The organism is Pseudoalteromonas rubra (assembly GCF_001482385.1).
GTDB classification, from domain to species: domain Bacteria; phylum Pseudomonadota; class Gammaproteobacteria; order Enterobacterales; family Alteromonadaceae; genus Pseudoalteromonas; species Pseudoalteromonas ardens.
The window spans coordinates 548,596-561,359 of the sequence record NZ_CP013611.1 but is presented as its reverse complement, the minus strand read 5'-3'; the positions used below and the strand labels follow the sequence as shown (position 1 = coordinate 561,359).

At 44.0% G+C, this 12,764-nt stretch carries 16 protein-coding genes; 7 read left to right on the top strand and 9 right to left on the bottom strand.

All coding sequences use genetic code 11. From position 1 onward, the window contains the following. Positions 1-71 precede the first annotated feature (71 nt). Positions 72-1,709 carry a phosphoglucomutase (alpha-D-glucose-1,6-bisphosphate-dependent) gene (pgm, locus tag AT705_RS02420; protein WP_058795328.1) on the bottom strand — a complete coding sequence of 546 codons (1,638 nt, stop codon included), beginning with the start codon at positions 1,707-1,709 and terminating at the stop codon, positions 72-74. A gap of 9 nt (positions 1,710-1,718) precedes the next feature. Next, positions 1,719-2,261, bottom strand: a complete 543-nt coding sequence (gene seqA / locus AT705_RS02415; RefSeq protein ID WP_058795327.1) for a replication initiation negative regulator SeqA — start codon at positions 2,259-2,261, stop codon at positions 1,719-1,721. Between the two features lie 125 nt (positions 2,262-2,386). Between seqA and AT705_RS02410 the strand changes: the two genes are divergently transcribed. The 5 genes from AT705_RS02410 to fur all read left to right on the top strand — a co-directional run bounded on the left by AT705_RS02410 (position 2,387) and on the right by fur (position 4,837). Beyond that, on the top strand, positions 2,387-3,160 hold the full coding sequence (locus AT705_RS02410; protein WP_058795326.1) for an alpha/beta fold hydrolase: 774 nt from the start codon (positions 2,387-2,389) through the stop codon (positions 3,158-3,160). Positions 3,161-3,246: 86 nt separating this feature from the next. Beyond that, a complete protein-coding gene (locus tag AT705_RS02405) occupies positions 3,247-3,468 on the top strand; it encodes a DUF2788 domain-containing protein (RefSeq protein WP_010384730.1) in 222 nt (73 codons plus the stop codon). Next, on the top strand, positions 3,468-3,746 hold the full coding sequence (gene ybfE, locus AT705_RS02400) for a LexA regulated protein (protein ID WP_010384731.1): 279 nt from the start codon (positions 3,468-3,470) through the stop codon (positions 3,744-3,746). The genes AT705_RS02405 and ybfE overlap by 1 nt, the downstream gene beginning before the upstream one ends. A gap of 14 nt (positions 3,747-3,760) precedes the next feature. Further along, positions 3,761-4,288, top strand: coding sequence for a flavodoxin FldA (gene fldA, locus AT705_RS02395; protein WP_010384732.1), 528 nt, complete (start codon positions 3,761-3,763; stop codon positions 4,286-4,288). 102 nt (positions 4,289-4,390) lie between these two features. Next, on the top strand, positions 4,391-4,837 hold the full coding sequence (fur, locus tag AT705_RS02390) for a ferric iron uptake transcriptional regulator (RefSeq protein WP_049866190.1): 447 nt from the start codon (positions 4,391-4,393) through the stop codon (positions 4,835-4,837). 138 nt (positions 4,838-4,975) lie between these two features. Here the strand turns inward: fur and AT705_RS02385 are convergent, their stop codons facing one another. Together AT705_RS02385 and AT705_RS02380 are read right to left on the bottom strand one after the other, a co-directional pair. After that, on the bottom strand, positions 4,976-5,347 hold the full coding sequence (locus AT705_RS02385; RefSeq protein WP_058795325.1) for a response regulator: 372 nt from the start codon (positions 5,345-5,347) through the stop codon (positions 4,976-4,978). 519 nt (positions 5,348-5,866) lie between these two features. Next, on the bottom strand, positions 5,867-6,724 hold the full coding sequence (locus AT705_RS02380) for a hypothetical protein (RefSeq protein WP_058795324.1): 858 nt from the start codon (positions 6,722-6,724) through the stop codon (positions 5,867-5,869). 284 nt (positions 6,725-7,008) lie between these two features. Between AT705_RS02380 and AT705_RS02375 the strand changes: the two genes are divergently transcribed. Both AT705_RS02375 and AT705_RS25140 read left to right on the top strand, forming a co-directional pair. Beyond that, positions 7,009-7,818 carry a fascin domain-containing protein gene (locus tag AT705_RS02375; protein ID WP_058795323.1) on the top strand — a complete coding sequence of 270 codons (810 nt, stop codon included), beginning with the start codon at positions 7,009-7,011 and terminating at the stop codon, positions 7,816-7,818. A 157-nt stretch (positions 7,819-7,975) separates the two neighbouring features. Beyond that, positions 7,976-8,371: a hypothetical protein gene (locus AT705_RS25140; protein WP_157576636.1), complete on the top strand. Its 396-nt coding sequence runs from the start codon at positions 7,976-7,978 to the stop codon at positions 8,369-8,371. A 70-nt stretch (positions 8,372-8,441) separates the two neighbouring features. Here AT705_RS25140 and AT705_RS02370 read toward each other — a convergent pair whose 3' ends face one another. The 5 genes from AT705_RS02370 to AT705_RS02350 form a co-directional block, all read right to left on the bottom strand. After that, complete coding sequence (locus AT705_RS02370) at positions 8,442-9,014, bottom strand: NAD(P)H-dependent oxidoreductase (protein ID WP_058795322.1); 573 nt, start codon at positions 9,012-9,014, stop codon at positions 8,442-8,444. Between the two features lie 61 nt (positions 9,015-9,075). Continuing rightward, positions 9,076-9,429 carry a MerR family transcriptional regulator gene (locus tag AT705_RS02365; RefSeq protein ID WP_058795321.1) on the bottom strand — a complete coding sequence of 118 codons (354 nt, stop codon included), beginning with the start codon at positions 9,427-9,429 and terminating at the stop codon, positions 9,076-9,078. Positions 9,430-9,526: 97 nt separating this feature from the next. Continuing rightward, positions 9,527-9,910, bottom strand: coding sequence for a hypothetical protein (locus AT705_RS02360; RefSeq protein WP_208856760.1), 384 nt, complete (start codon positions 9,908-9,910; stop codon positions 9,527-9,529). 161 nt (positions 9,911-10,071) lie between these two features. Continuing rightward, complete coding sequence (locus tag AT705_RS25135) at positions 10,072-10,239, bottom strand: hypothetical protein (RefSeq protein WP_157576635.1); 168 nt, start codon at positions 10,237-10,239, stop codon at positions 10,072-10,074. A gap of 426 nt (positions 10,240-10,665) precedes the next feature. After that, positions 10,666-12,693 (bottom strand): amidohydrolase family protein, encoded by a 2,028-nt coding sequence (locus tag AT705_RS02350; protein ID WP_237113770.1) that lies wholly within the window; start codon positions 12,691-12,693, stop codon positions 10,666-10,668. Positions 12,694-12,764: the final 71 nt, after the last annotated feature.

The window sequence follows — 12,764 nt, the reverse complement described above, 5'->3', positions numbered from 1 at the left end:
AGGCTTCCACAACTAAGATAGTAGGTATAAAAAAGGCCATCACTCATGTATGGCCTTGTTTATAATTTTAATTAGCGGATCACGCCATCCACCAATGCCTTGGCCGCCTGTTCCAGCTCAGCGAGGTGTGCTTCGCCTTTAAACGACTCAAGATAGATTTTATAAATGTCTTCTGTGCCTGAAGGGCGTGCGGCGAACCAGCCCGATTCAGTGACAACTTTCAAACCGCCAATGGCTGCGCTGTTGCCCGGTGCTTCAGTTAAAATATCTGTAATAGCATCGCCTGCAAGCGTGCTTGCCGTAACGTCTTGCGGACTAAGTGCTTTCAACTTAGCTTTTTGTTCAGGCGTTGCAGGTGCATCAATCCGTTTGTAAACCGGTGCGCCGTATTGCGCTTCAAGTTCACGATAATATTGAGACGGAGTTTTACCTGTTATAGCCAGGATTTCTGCAGCCAGCAGACCAAGAATAAATCCGTCTTTATCTGTGTTCCAGACCTCACCATTCAAACGTAAGAAAGAGGCACCAGCACTTTCTTCACCTCCAAATGCCAACCATTGCTCGCTCAGGCCTTCCACAAACCACTTGAAGCCAACCGGTACTTCATACACTTCACGCTGGTTGCCTTTGACCACTTTGTCGATCATGGCACTCGATACCAACGTCTTACCGATTTTAATATCACTGCGCCAGTCGCGGTGCTTAAGCAAGTAGTCAATGGATACCGCCAGGAAATGGTTTGGGTTCATCAGCCCGTCATTGGTGACGATGCCGTGGCGGTCATAATCCGGGTCATTACCAATGCCAATGTCATAGTCGTCTTTGATCTCTACCAAGTTCGCCATTGCAAATGGCGAGGAACAATCCATACGGATTTTTCCATCTTTGTCCAACGGCATAAAAGCAAAGCGTGGATCAACCTGCTCGTTGACAACGGTTAAGTCCAATCCATATTGTTTGGCAATGACCGGCCAGAAATTAATGCCAGAACCACCTAAAGGATCGACACCGATGCGCACTCCCGCTTTAGCAATCGCATCCAGGTCGACAATATTTGCCAGGTCTTCAACATAAGGTGTGATCAAGTCGATATATTTTACAAAACCTGAGCGACTCGCTTTAGCAAACGGAAACAGTTCCACCTCAACCAAATCTTCTGTCAGTAACTGGTTGGCACGATCTTCAATCCACTTAGTTACATCGGTGTCGGCTGGACCACCATTGGGAGGGTTATATTTAAAGCCGCCATCTTCAGGTGGATTATGTGATGGTGTTACCACGATACCGTCAGCAAGCTCATGTGGATGAGTCTGGTTATGGCATACAATAGCGTGACTGATCACAGGCGTTGGGGTGTAATCGTCGTTTTCTTGCGTAACAACATGGACTTCGTTGGCAACCAGTACTTCGATGGCGGAGTTAAACGCAGCCTCAGATAAAGCATGCGTATCTTTGCCTAAAAATAGTGGCCCAAAGATATTGTTCGCTTTTCTGTAATCACAGATAGCCTGAGTAATGGCCAGAATGTGAGACTCATTGAATTTCACATTGTACGAACAGCCTCTGTGACCTGACGTACCAAAAGCAACGCACTGCTCCGGGTTTTGCTCAAGATCAGGCTCGTTCAAATAGTAAGCCGATACCAGTTTGGGAATATTCGCCAGCTGACTTAACGGTGCTGGTTTGCCTGCATTGGGGTGATTTGCCATCACATTTCCTTATAGGTAGTCTCGGATAGTTTCTGCATGTTGCGCCGAATAACCAAGTATGAGCGCAACTTCATGCAACATCATTTTCTTGCGTGTCGTGTTTGAGTTTGTCATAACCCAATACTGACTGTCCGCGATGTTTTTCGGGTTTGTACTACTACCGCTTTCGAGCAGCGCAGCTTTGCTGGTCGAAAAATAAATGCGATCTCGCCCTTTGATCTCCAACACTTTGTGGAAATCTGCTTTGTGGCTACGGTGAAACGCCGCCAGAATAAACAAAAAGCGCCCTACTACGCCTTTTTGCATAGCTAGCTCTTCTTTATTAAGAATATCAAATACGTTACCTGAAGCTTCATTTGAAACCACTGGTTGCTGTGGTTCAGCTTCTGGTTGCGCAGCGGGCTCTGCTGCTTGTACGGTCTCCTCAGCCGGCTTTGCTACTGAGTTCAGGTTTAATAAACGACGCAGGATCTGGGAAGCGCTTTCACCAATACTTTGCGTGTTACTGGCAATGTACTGATATAGCTCGTCATCTATCTCTATTTTTTTCATGCTTGTCCTGTCATTTTATACATCTACTGCATCTCCACGGGATTATATCTAAATTTAACTTATTCCTCTACGGCTATGATTTTGCTTTCAACACTGGCACACTATGCGCCGTATCCGGAGGTATTATGTTGCTTAACTACAAATTATCGGGACAGCCATTGGGCCGTGCCGAGCCTGTTGTGTTACTTCACGGCCTGTTTGGCTCGCTGGAGAACCTGAATATTATAGCCCGCGCACTCAGTGAATCGTTCACTGTAATAAACCTGGACTTGCGCAATCATGGTCAGTCGTTTAAAAGCGATGTGATGGATTACACCAGTATGGCTCAGGACGTCCTTAACTTGCTCAATCACCTGAAAATTACTCAAGCACACCTGGTCGGCCATTCCATGGGTGGCAAAGTGGCTATGCAAGTTGCAATGCTGGACGAGCGTAAAATCAACAAATTGGTTGTCCTGGACATCGCCCCGGTAGATTACCACCCTCGCCATGACACGATTATCCGCGCCTTAAATGCGGTTGCAACGGCTCAGGTTTCCAGTCGCGCCGAAGCCGATGCCATTATGCAAACTTATATAGAAGAACAAGGCGTACGTGGCTTTTTGCTTAAGAGCCTGGCTAAAAATGAGCAAGGCCAACTTGAGTGGCGCTTTAACCTCAGCGTCATAGAAGCCAATTACAATAAGATCATTTCAAATATTAATACAACTCATTCTTGTTTGTGTGATACCCTGTTCCTGAAAGGAAACAACTCAGATTATATTGAGGCCCAGCACAGAGACGCCATTATGCAGTCCTTTAGCAATGCCAGAGCAAAAATCATCCAGGGTGCCGGTCACTGGCTGCACGCAGAAAAACCACAGGCCGTCAATCGTTCAATTATTGATTTTATTCAATAATTACCGCAGTTTTTTCGCTGCAAACTTAATTTATCGGTTATAGGTATGGTATAGTAGCCGCCGTTTATGTTTTGAGTAGTGCAAAGATGATCAACGAATTTATGAATGAGTTTGAAACCCTTGGTCTTTACTTTGCTCTCGCCGGGATTTTCTTTTTTATAGGTATGGCCATTCAGGACGTCCTAAAGAAGGGAGACGTGCCCAAGTTTGGTCGATACATAGTCTGGTTAGTGCTATTTTTAGGGTGCTCAGGCTTTATCGCCAAGGGCCTGATACAGGTATTTTGGCAAGGTGCGGGTGTTGGTTAATGGCCAAGTCTGAATTAGATAGAACCACTATCGACTTGTTTGAAAATGAAAAGCGCCCTGGTCGGCCTAAGACAAATCCTCTCCCCAGAGAGATGCAGCTAAAGATCAATAAGCGCAATCAGATTAAAAGAGACAGGGCAAGAGGGTTAAAGCGCGTTGAGTTTAAAATTTCTTCTGAGCTATATCAGGCGTTAAGCGATATGGCGGAAGAGCAAAACATCAGTCGTAGCGCGCTGATAGAAACCATTTTGCAAGAAAAATTAGCGATTAATAGATAAAAGGTAAGTAGTTAATGGCAAGCGTAGGTATTTTTTTCGGCAGTGACACGGGTAACACCGAACACGTTGCAAAAATGATCCAAAAAGAATTGGGCAAAAAATTAGTCGATGTGAAAGACATTGCCAAGAGTAGCAAAGCAGATATCGAAGAATTCGATTTACTTCTTTTTGGTATCCCTACTTGGTACTACGGTGAAGCCCAGTGTGACTGGGATGATTTTTTCCCGGAACTGGAAGAGATCAGCTTTGAAGGTAAGCTAGTAGCTATCTTTGGATGTGGCGACCAGGAAGACTATGCCGAGTACTTCTTAGATGCAATGGGTATGGTAAACGACATTGTAACTGAGCGCGGTGCAATCGTGATTGGTAACTGGTCTACTGAAGGCTATGACTTTGAAGCATCAAAAGGCCTGGTAGACGATAGTCACTTTGTTGGCCTGGGTATTGATGAAGACCGTCAGCCAGAATTAACTGAAGAGCGCGTCAAGAAGTGGTCTGCTCAGGTATATGAAGAAATGTGCCTAAGCGAGCTGGAAGACTAATTCCACTTTAACCCCGGGTAAGTATCCCAAGCGCACTATTTTTAAGTCTGTGTCGTGCTAGACTTATGTAGTAACTGAAATTAGACAAATTGAGACAGATTAATGACTGATCACAACTTAGAGCTAAAAAAAGCGGGTTTAAAGGTTACCCTGCCACGCATTAAGATCTTAGAGATCTTGCAGTGTCCTGATAACCAGCATATCAGTGCCGAAGACGTATACAAAATCCTACTGGACAAAGGCGAAGAGATTGGTCTTGCTACCGTTTACCGCGTATTAAACCAGTTTGATGACGCTGGCATTGTGACCCGTCACCACTTTGAAGGTGGTAAATCTGTATTTGAATTGTCAGGCAGTACACACCACGACCACCTGGTTTGCCTTAAGTGTGGTAAAGTAATCGAGTTTGAAGACGAACTAATCGAACGACGTCAGGAAGAAATCGCCAAAGAAAACGGCATTAAACTGACCAACCACTCACTGTATTTGTACGGCGAGTGTAACGATGAAGAAGCGTGTAAAAACTATGCAGATGAAAACGGTAACTAAGCGTACTTAGCCGCAATTTCATGGAAAAGCCGACGACAGTCGGCTTTTTTGTGTCTGCTGAGTCTTTCTTAAATTGCCCTCTTCGCATAGCGCCAAATACCCCAATACCTATCTGAACTGGGCAAACCCTGATAGAGATTAGCCTTGTAATTTTACAGTAAAAAACTCAACACTTGCTTTTAGGCATTCAAAATTGAAAGGCTTAACAACACACTTGTCTATTCCAGCCCTGCGTGCTTCATTTACCTCAGCCAATGAGCCGTCGAGCGTCATCATTAGAAAATTCACATCTTTATAACGCCTTTGACGAATAGTTTTTACAAACTTAAGACAGCACATATCAGTCATTTGGCTGTCAGCAATGATAAGGTCTATCTCCCCCTGGTTGAGCACCTCGAATGCAGCGCTACAGGTGTCAACCTGTATTGTGTTCTGATAACCCATTTGAGCGAGCATCTGTGTAACAATTCTACGCATAACAGCGCTGCTATCCACAACTAAAGTTTTCATATCGAACCTCCTTAAAAAATTTTATTAGTAACAGAAGCACTTAATGAGTTGTTTTTATCAGTCGCTACTTTTCAAGCTCAAGAATCGGCCTTGCGCGCGCCTTATTGTTGTAACGGATTGATGCGAGTGCATGGGACCACGAGCGCTTCACTAGACAGGTCATACGTTTTGAAATGGTTGTCGTCAATTTTCATGATCTTTCCATAATAAACACTATCTGGGTCGTGGTTTACAAAAGACGCCACTGATTCTGGTGAAAATACGCCCAACTCATCTTTTTCCAGTCTTGTTAAAAGCTTTTTGTACGCAAAGCTCTTAACAACATCTCCGTTTATCTCAAAACGAGCTGAAGCTTTGAAGTAGCAATTCAAAAAGAATTTTCGGAGCAGTTATATAGATGTTAAGCCCAGATAATGCTCTGGGCTCTCAAGCAACGATAATGTCTGGTGTCCCAAACAACCCTATTTCATTATCCTAAACGGATCCTGCGGCTATTTGACTCACACTTTTCATACCGCTCTAGTATTTTCTAAAGTAAAGCGCCGGATAGACAGGGTTTAGGGTGTTGTCTTGTACAATTTCCCCATCAGATAATTGATTGTTTACCGTATCAATTAAAGACTGCTGTCTGCCATTCACTTCAATCGCTACGGTCACGTCTTTGTTTGATGCACCCACGTTAGAACAAGACTTAATACGAGCACTAGCGTTTAAATCTTGCCACGCACATTGCAATAAGGTTTCTTCAAACCCATCTACTATACGTTTAGCAGGGTAAGCCCTGAAGTAAACAGGTCCCACTTCACAGGCGTTCGACGCTGGTGTTTTATCAATAACAGCCACACCACCAGTGAAATAGTTAAGTGCAAAGCCGTTAAAGCTCATAACGCAATTTGAAGAATCCCCTATCAGTACTTTGGTGGCAATTGGTAAATTCAACTCACGTCCTTCGATATCATCACACATTAAATTATATGAGTTGTTGACTACGTTATTCCAACGACAATCCAGACGCTTTTCTTCCAGCCCATCGACTATGCGAGTATCGGCTGCTGGCTCAAAAAAGATAGCATATCCCGAGCAGTCGGTCTTACTGCCTTCAACTTTAACTGTGCCTTTAAGCTCGGTCCGGTACCCATCTAGCCAGTTTATACTGCAAACGCCGTAGCTCGGGATATTAACTCTGTTAGCGATTAATACACTTGGTAAATTCGCATCTACCGGATTTTCACATATCTGGTTTTCCCAAGTACCAAATTCATTTTGTTTCTCTACTTGCCAATAGCAAGACATAGGTGAACTGTCCTGAGCATAGGCTGCAGAGCTACAAGCGATAATTGATGTTAACTTTATTAGGTGTTTAAGCATATTTTTCATACTGATTTTCCTTTCTAGTATTTAATTGTTGAGTTGCCATCCAAAGGCAAGAGAATATTAGCAACTATATAGGATTAAAAAATACCGAATTACAGTTACTTACAATCAATTACCGGGCACCACAAACACACCTTTTTACTTACAAAGCTAACACGCATCGTCGGCCTGAATTCATGTTCTATACATGTTTAGCCATGTAAGGCAGTGTAATAGTATTTGTAGCGCCGGCGCCTAAACTTTCAAGGCTGTTATCCCTGACAGCCATCCACACAAGGAGCCAGGCTATGACTATCTCAAAATTTATGTTGTGTGTGTTATTTACTAGCACTTTTTTGGCAAATGCCGGAACCCAGTATCTAACCCAACCTGCCAGTAATATCACGCAAACTTCAACTCAATTGAACGGATATTCCTCTTCCACAATCGGTCTCAGTGGTGAGGTTTTTGACTATGGAAAAACGACCAGCTACGGAAGTGGTGCATTGGCAATTCCCCCGGGTGTTAATGGCCCTGTGAGCGCACAAATTTCCAACCTGAATTGCGGCACACAGTATCACTTTCGGTTTAGAGGTGACCCCAAACCACCCCGCACCACCATTCAGGGTGAAGATCTCACCTTTACTACCCTCCCCTGTGGCCCGACGAGCTATTCGAACGTATCCTTTGAAACAGGTGGACAATACTATTTCGTCGCGGAAGGTAATGGAGGTAGCACGGTGAATGCAAACCGTCTGGCTATTGGGCCTTGGGAGCAGTTTAATCTAATCGATATCAACGGTGGCGACTTAAATAGTGGCGATCAGGTCCATATCCAGACTACTTCAGGCTACTACTTTGTTGCAGAGCAAGGCGGTGGTGCTGAACTCAACGCCAACAGAACCGCAGCTTCCATTTGGGAAACGTTTACCATCGAGCTACCAAACAACCCTGGCGCTTTGATACAAAACGGAGACAAAGTAGCCCTCAAGTCTGTTAACGGATATTACGTGCAAGCGGCTGGTAACGGTGGTTCTGGCGCAAATGTTTACCCAACCGTGATAGGCTGTAATGCGACATACCCATGTTCCTGGGAAATGTTTAAAATTCACTTTTAGACAAATCACAAATCCGCATGGCTGTATAAACAGCCATGCTACGATTATCCTGATCTCCGGTACACTTGACAGTATTCATCAAAATGCTAGCTTGTAGGGCCTGATCAACCAAGGTGAACATGTCATAGTGAAGCGCTCTTTGTCGCGAGAAAATATATTGAAAAAGCTTGTTTTACTTCAAGCGCTTTCTCTTTTGGGGCTGTTGACTGGCGTATTTCTGGCGCCGGAAAAACCACTCTATCCGTTTGCACCTGACATAACAAGTATGGCATTCATACATCGAACAGAAGCAATCATTACTTGTGTGCTATCTGGCTGTGCAGCAATTTTTGCTATCTGTGGCAAACTCTCGCTTAGATTATCCTATACACATGTCACTGTTTGTTCTTTAATGAGTGGGCTTTTTGCCGTGTCACTTTCAAGTTTTCGATTAGGAAGCTTTTCTTTACCTCCACTCTACCTGATCGCTTCATATATCGGGGTCTTACTTCTCTTTATAACTGTTGGCGTTTCAATTGAAAAAAGACGATTAAAGCGAACATTAAAGAACTGAAATCAAATTTAGTGGATATATATGCCAATCAGATTAACTGACTGGCATTGCTGCGATAGACGGCTGATTGTTAACTTATACTCTCCCCCAGAAAATGTACCTCTTTAAGCCACGTATTCCGCTGACTCTTATCCGATAGAATAACTGAGCCAAATAAAGTAACCTCAGCTTTGTTAATGCCGCAAAATTCAAGCGTATAAAGACTCAGCTGCTCCAAGACCGGCCCTGATTGTTGTTCAGCAAACTCTTGTGGAGCATCCATAGTTAATATGACTCTTGCCGTTTTACCAGTCAGCAGTTGCACAACGCTGGCACTGTCATCTTTAAAAGAAAACGCCATTCCGGGTAAGAGCACCCTATCGAATAACCCTTTGAGTTTTGCAGGCAACCCGCCCCACCAGACAGGTGTAACAATTACAATATGTTCTGCCCAAATAAGGGTTTCAACAAAATCACTCAGGCAAGCTTCCAGCTGCTGAACTTCATCGTAGCCCGACGCCAAGTTTGGATCAAAATTCATCTCTGATAAATTAAAGCGACGAACCATTGCTGACTTTTCAGCTTGGTGTTGATACTCAGAACTCAGACGATGAGCAAAACTACCTTGTTTTGGGTTGCCATTTAACAGTAAGACTTTTTTCATTATTTTCCTCTTCAATTTAGGTAAACAATGAACATCTTAGAGTCTCCCGTTAAGGGAAGAGTCAAGCTGTTTTTTGACAAGAATTAATTGAGCCTATGCAGATATCTAACTTGGCTATTTTTTCAGAAATGGCCTGCAACTCGTTTTCAAGTCTTTGCCTTATCACCACAAGAAAAGCGTTAATCTCTGTCCAATTTGCGCTGCCATTGTGATATTTAATGACCCCTTTCAGCTCTGATAAGGTTACCCCCAGGTCCTTAGCCTCTGAGATCAATTTCAACACCTCAATATGTTCTGGGGTATAAACCCGATATACCCCTTTTCTCTTCGGTGCTATGATCAGGTCTTTCTCTTCATAAAATCGGATTGCTTTGACGGATAAACCCGTTTTCTTTGCCACTTCACCTATATACATTGCCATTTCCTTGAAAAATCAACGCATGCGTCAATTATAATCACAATAAGGTTAAATCCTTAAATAATGCCAAACTTGGCCCATCCTCAACATGCCATCAACTCTCAAGCGCTTTTTTAATCGCTTCGAGCAGTTTTTCGGGTTCGTTGGTGCCTAAGCTGACAGTGGTCCCATCTTTTAGTTTGAGTTCTACGGCGTCCAGACCAGAGACATTATAGAGCCAGCCGGTAGATAGCTGGCGAATACCCAGGCCATTGTACCACTTAGTTTTGATAATTTTTGCCGAGTCTATTTGTGTATAATCGAGTGATTTACGCCAAAAACCAGGGCCGAAAAACCAACGTATCTGTCCTTCACCTATTTTAATAGTCAGCGAACTAAATAAAATGGCGATGATGCCAACGACAACAAAAGCAAAACTAGCGTTGTCTTCGGGTTTAACGACAGCGCTATAGGCAAGAACCAGTGCAGATGTGCCCATAACGGCCAATATGGGTGTGCTTATAGTCCATCACGCTTTCTCCTGTACTATATTCTGTTGAGCCTCTTACGCCTTTTGTAGAATTATATACGTTTTTAAACAAGGGTTATTAAAGGGTCGGGCCATACCATTTAGGCCCACCCCTTAGTAACTTCCACTAGTTAGCAAGTGTAACCATTAATAGACACAGGGCAGGAATAGTTTGGATCTGAGATTGGACCACATCCTATAGCGGAAATTGCACCGCCAACCTGACGTGTTTTGCCATTACCAATGACCACCTGCCCAGACAGTTTTTTTACCTTCTTCTTGTTGAGTATCAATGTCATTATTTTCACCTTTACATGATTGCACCAATATTGGTAACAAACAGTGTGTTGCCATTTTGTTCAAAAAGCAACCGGCAAAAGCAGGTGCACAAATATTTCACGCAAATGTCATAATTAAGAAGAACGCTCGCGGCACTGAATTTCGCGAGCAAACTGAGTACAATCAGCAAGTGCCGTGTCGTGATCTGTACTATATGCACTAACACTTCGGCCCCATTGATCTTGCCCCTGCGCAAGATATTGCCCTGGACCCACCTCTCGACATCTGAAACACCACCCTGTGACTATGCCGAAGATCGGATACTCTTGTACCAAGTCATCTACAGACACTGCTGTCTTAGTTCTTTTCACTGTGGTAAATGCTCCCTATGGTGCATTGTTGATTTTGAGCGCAAGCTGATGAGGTACCAGCTTGCAACTAACTTATTACAGTACGATGCGGCTTGCTTTTGTAAAAGGTGCAATGCCAATTTGCTCGAAGATCGCTTCTGGTTTAAAGACTTGAGTACCTTTAATCACCAGAGAAAGCTTTCTCAGTGCCTTGATATCCTTACTCGGATCACCATCGACCAGGATCAGATCAGCAACTTTGCCTTCGCTGATTGAGCCAGTCTGATGTGCGACCCCCATCAATCTGGCGCTGTCGATAGTAGCCATTTTCAGGACCTCGGTTGTCGGGATCCCGGCCATAGTATACAACTCAAGCTCCCGAAGTAAGGTAAACCCAGGGACACTGTCAGTGCCAGCAACCATAGGTACGCCCGCGTCATAGAGAATTTTAACCATTTTCAACAAAGCGTCCCCCGAGTTCTGATAGGCACTTTGGTGTTCTTCCTCAACCTGCATCTGAGCCCCTTTCAAGTTGCGCACAAAATTAGGTGGCAAATGCGATGCAATCTCGGCAAACTCTTGGTCTACCTGTTTGTTTTGACTCATCAACAGGCTTCTGAAGGTTGATACCGTAGGATCAATAACCACATTGTTATTTGCCAGCAGCTTAATAAAGGCATCCATTTCCTTGCCAGTCATCGGCATTTCTGCTGCTTTTTCGCCGATCAAAGAAAAACGTTGCTTGGTGCGTGTGTCGACTTCTTCACCCGCCAGAAAGTTCAGAAATAGCATGTTGATATGCTGAATCTCGTTATACCCGGCATGTACGGCCTGCTCTGCTGTCATAAAAGCCGGAATATGACCACTGAGGCGAAGCCCACGGCTGTGCGCCCGTTGTGCTATCGGCTCAACCCATTTAGGATCGATCGACGAATAGAGCTTGATCTGGACGTAGCCATTATCAGCAAAAAAATCCACCATTTCGAGCGCTTCTTCCAGCGTTTTAACGCTTAATCCGGCAGAGTTTTCACTGTATTTGTCCATAAAACCGGCGCGATATACACGAGTACCCAGTACTTTGCCTGTATCAAACAAAGCCTGGATCTCCATCAGGTTCTGATGTTCATTGCCCATGTCCCGTACACTGGTTACACCGGTAGCAATGTTCAGGATCCCAGTATCTTTACTTAAATGGCCATGCATATCCCACAGACCGGGGATCAAGGTTTTTCCCTGCCCATTGACTGTTGCCACCTTTTTGCCAAGCTCGATTTTCGGCGCAACCTGAACAATTTTGCCTTGTTCAATCAGTACTTGTTGACCTGTGAGCGTGGTCCCTTTTTCTACGTCGAATACATTCACCTGGTCTAATAGCAACGCTGAGTGATATTCAGTAAGCTGCTCAGCCAAGTTTTCCAGATAAGCTTGCTCCGCTTTTAGCTGACGGACCTTTAGCTGGTCAAACTGCTCTTTACTAAAACCGTCACGGATAACATACATGCCACCCCAGCTCTGAGCAAAGTAATTACCTTCTTTATCGTACCAAGCAAAGTCTGGCGTCATGGTCAATCCGGATTTGGCATACAAATAGACTTGCTCATCACCCAGCTTTACCGTGTCCAACTTGGTGAAAGTGACTTTCCCGTGGGGTAGCACTTTGATCTGCTCAAGATCGTTTTTGATCAGGTAGCGGATCAATGCATTATCGATTGCCAACGTGCTATTTTTGGGCACATAAAATGTAGGTTGGTTTGTGTTGACACTGCTGTGCTCATCATCATTTTGCCACTTTGCCTGGCCATTTTCCCACATATAGGACTCACTGATGTCAGCACCGAAAGCAGATTGTCCCTGAGCTTCAAAGCCCAATATCCTGCCTTTATCATCAAGTTTGAGTTTTTCATCAATCACAATACGACGGTTGTTCCAGCCAAACCGGGCCTGTGATGTATATGTATTCGTATCTAACTGTGTCTGGCTCATAGTGCCAGCTAGCCCTTTTTCTGAATAGATGTTATTCACTATGGTTTGCGCAAATGCTGCGGGCAAATAAACGGCAGATAGAAAGGTTGTTGCAGCAATTAAGCGGCTCGCTGCAAAATTCCTTATCGTTTTGTGTTTCACTATGTTTTCCTTACATATTTATAATCAACAGTATTTATATCATATTCAGCCTTAAATTTTCTAAAGTTCCA

Bases quoted from the DNA above. Each gene is read 5' to 3' on its own strand.
- AT705_RS02410 (WP_058795326.1), top strand. From the start codon at position 2,387: ATGTTGCTTAACTACAAATTATCGGGACAGCCATTGGGCCGTGCCGAG.
- AT705_RS02380 (WP_058795324.1), bottom strand. From the start codon at position 6,724: ATGAAAAATATGCTTAAACACCTAATAAAGTTAACATCAATTATCGCT.
- AT705_RS02385 (WP_058795325.1), bottom strand. From the start codon at position 5,347: ATGAAAACTTTAGTTGTGGATAGCAGCGCTGTTATGCGTAGAATTGTT.
- AT705_RS02370 (WP_058795322.1), bottom strand. From the start codon at position 9,014: ATGAAAAAAGTCTTACTGTTAAATGGCAACCCAAAACAAGGTAGTTTT.
- AT705_RS25135 (WP_157576635.1), bottom strand. From the start codon at position 10,239: ATGACATTGATACTCAACAAGAAGAAGGTAAAAAAACTGTCTGGGCAG.
- ybfE (WP_010384731.1), top strand. From the start codon at position 3,468: ATGGCCAAGTCTGAATTAGATAGAACCACTATCGACTTGTTTGAAAAT.
- AT705_RS02365 (WP_058795321.1), bottom strand. From the start codon at position 9,429: ATGTATATAGGTGAAGTGGCAAAGAAAACGGGTTTATCCGTCAAAGCA.
- AT705_RS02375 (WP_058795323.1), top strand. From the start codon at position 7,009: ATGACTATCTCAAAATTTATGTTGTGTGTGTTATTTACTAGCACTTTT.
- AT705_RS02405 (WP_010384730.1), top strand. From the start codon at position 3,247: ATGATCAACGAATTTATGAATGAGTTTGAAACCCTTGGTCTTTACTTT.
- fldA (WP_010384732.1), top strand. From the start codon at position 3,761: ATGGCAAGCGTAGGTATTTTTTTCGGCAGTGACACGGGTAACACCGAA.
- seqA (WP_058795327.1), bottom strand. From the start codon at position 2,261: ATGAAAAAAATAGAGATAGATGACGAGCTATATCAGTACATTGCCAGT.
- AT705_RS02360 (WP_208856760.1), bottom strand. From the start codon at position 9,910: ATGGGCACATCTGCACTGGTTCTTGCCTATAGCGCTGTCGTTAAACCC.
- pgm (WP_058795328.1), bottom strand. From the start codon at position 1,709: ATGGCAAATCACCCCAATGCAGGCAAACCAGCACCGTTAAGTCAGCTG.
- fur (WP_049866190.1), top strand. From the start codon at position 4,391: ATGACTGATCACAACTTAGAGCTAAAAAAAGCGGGTTTAAAGGTTACC.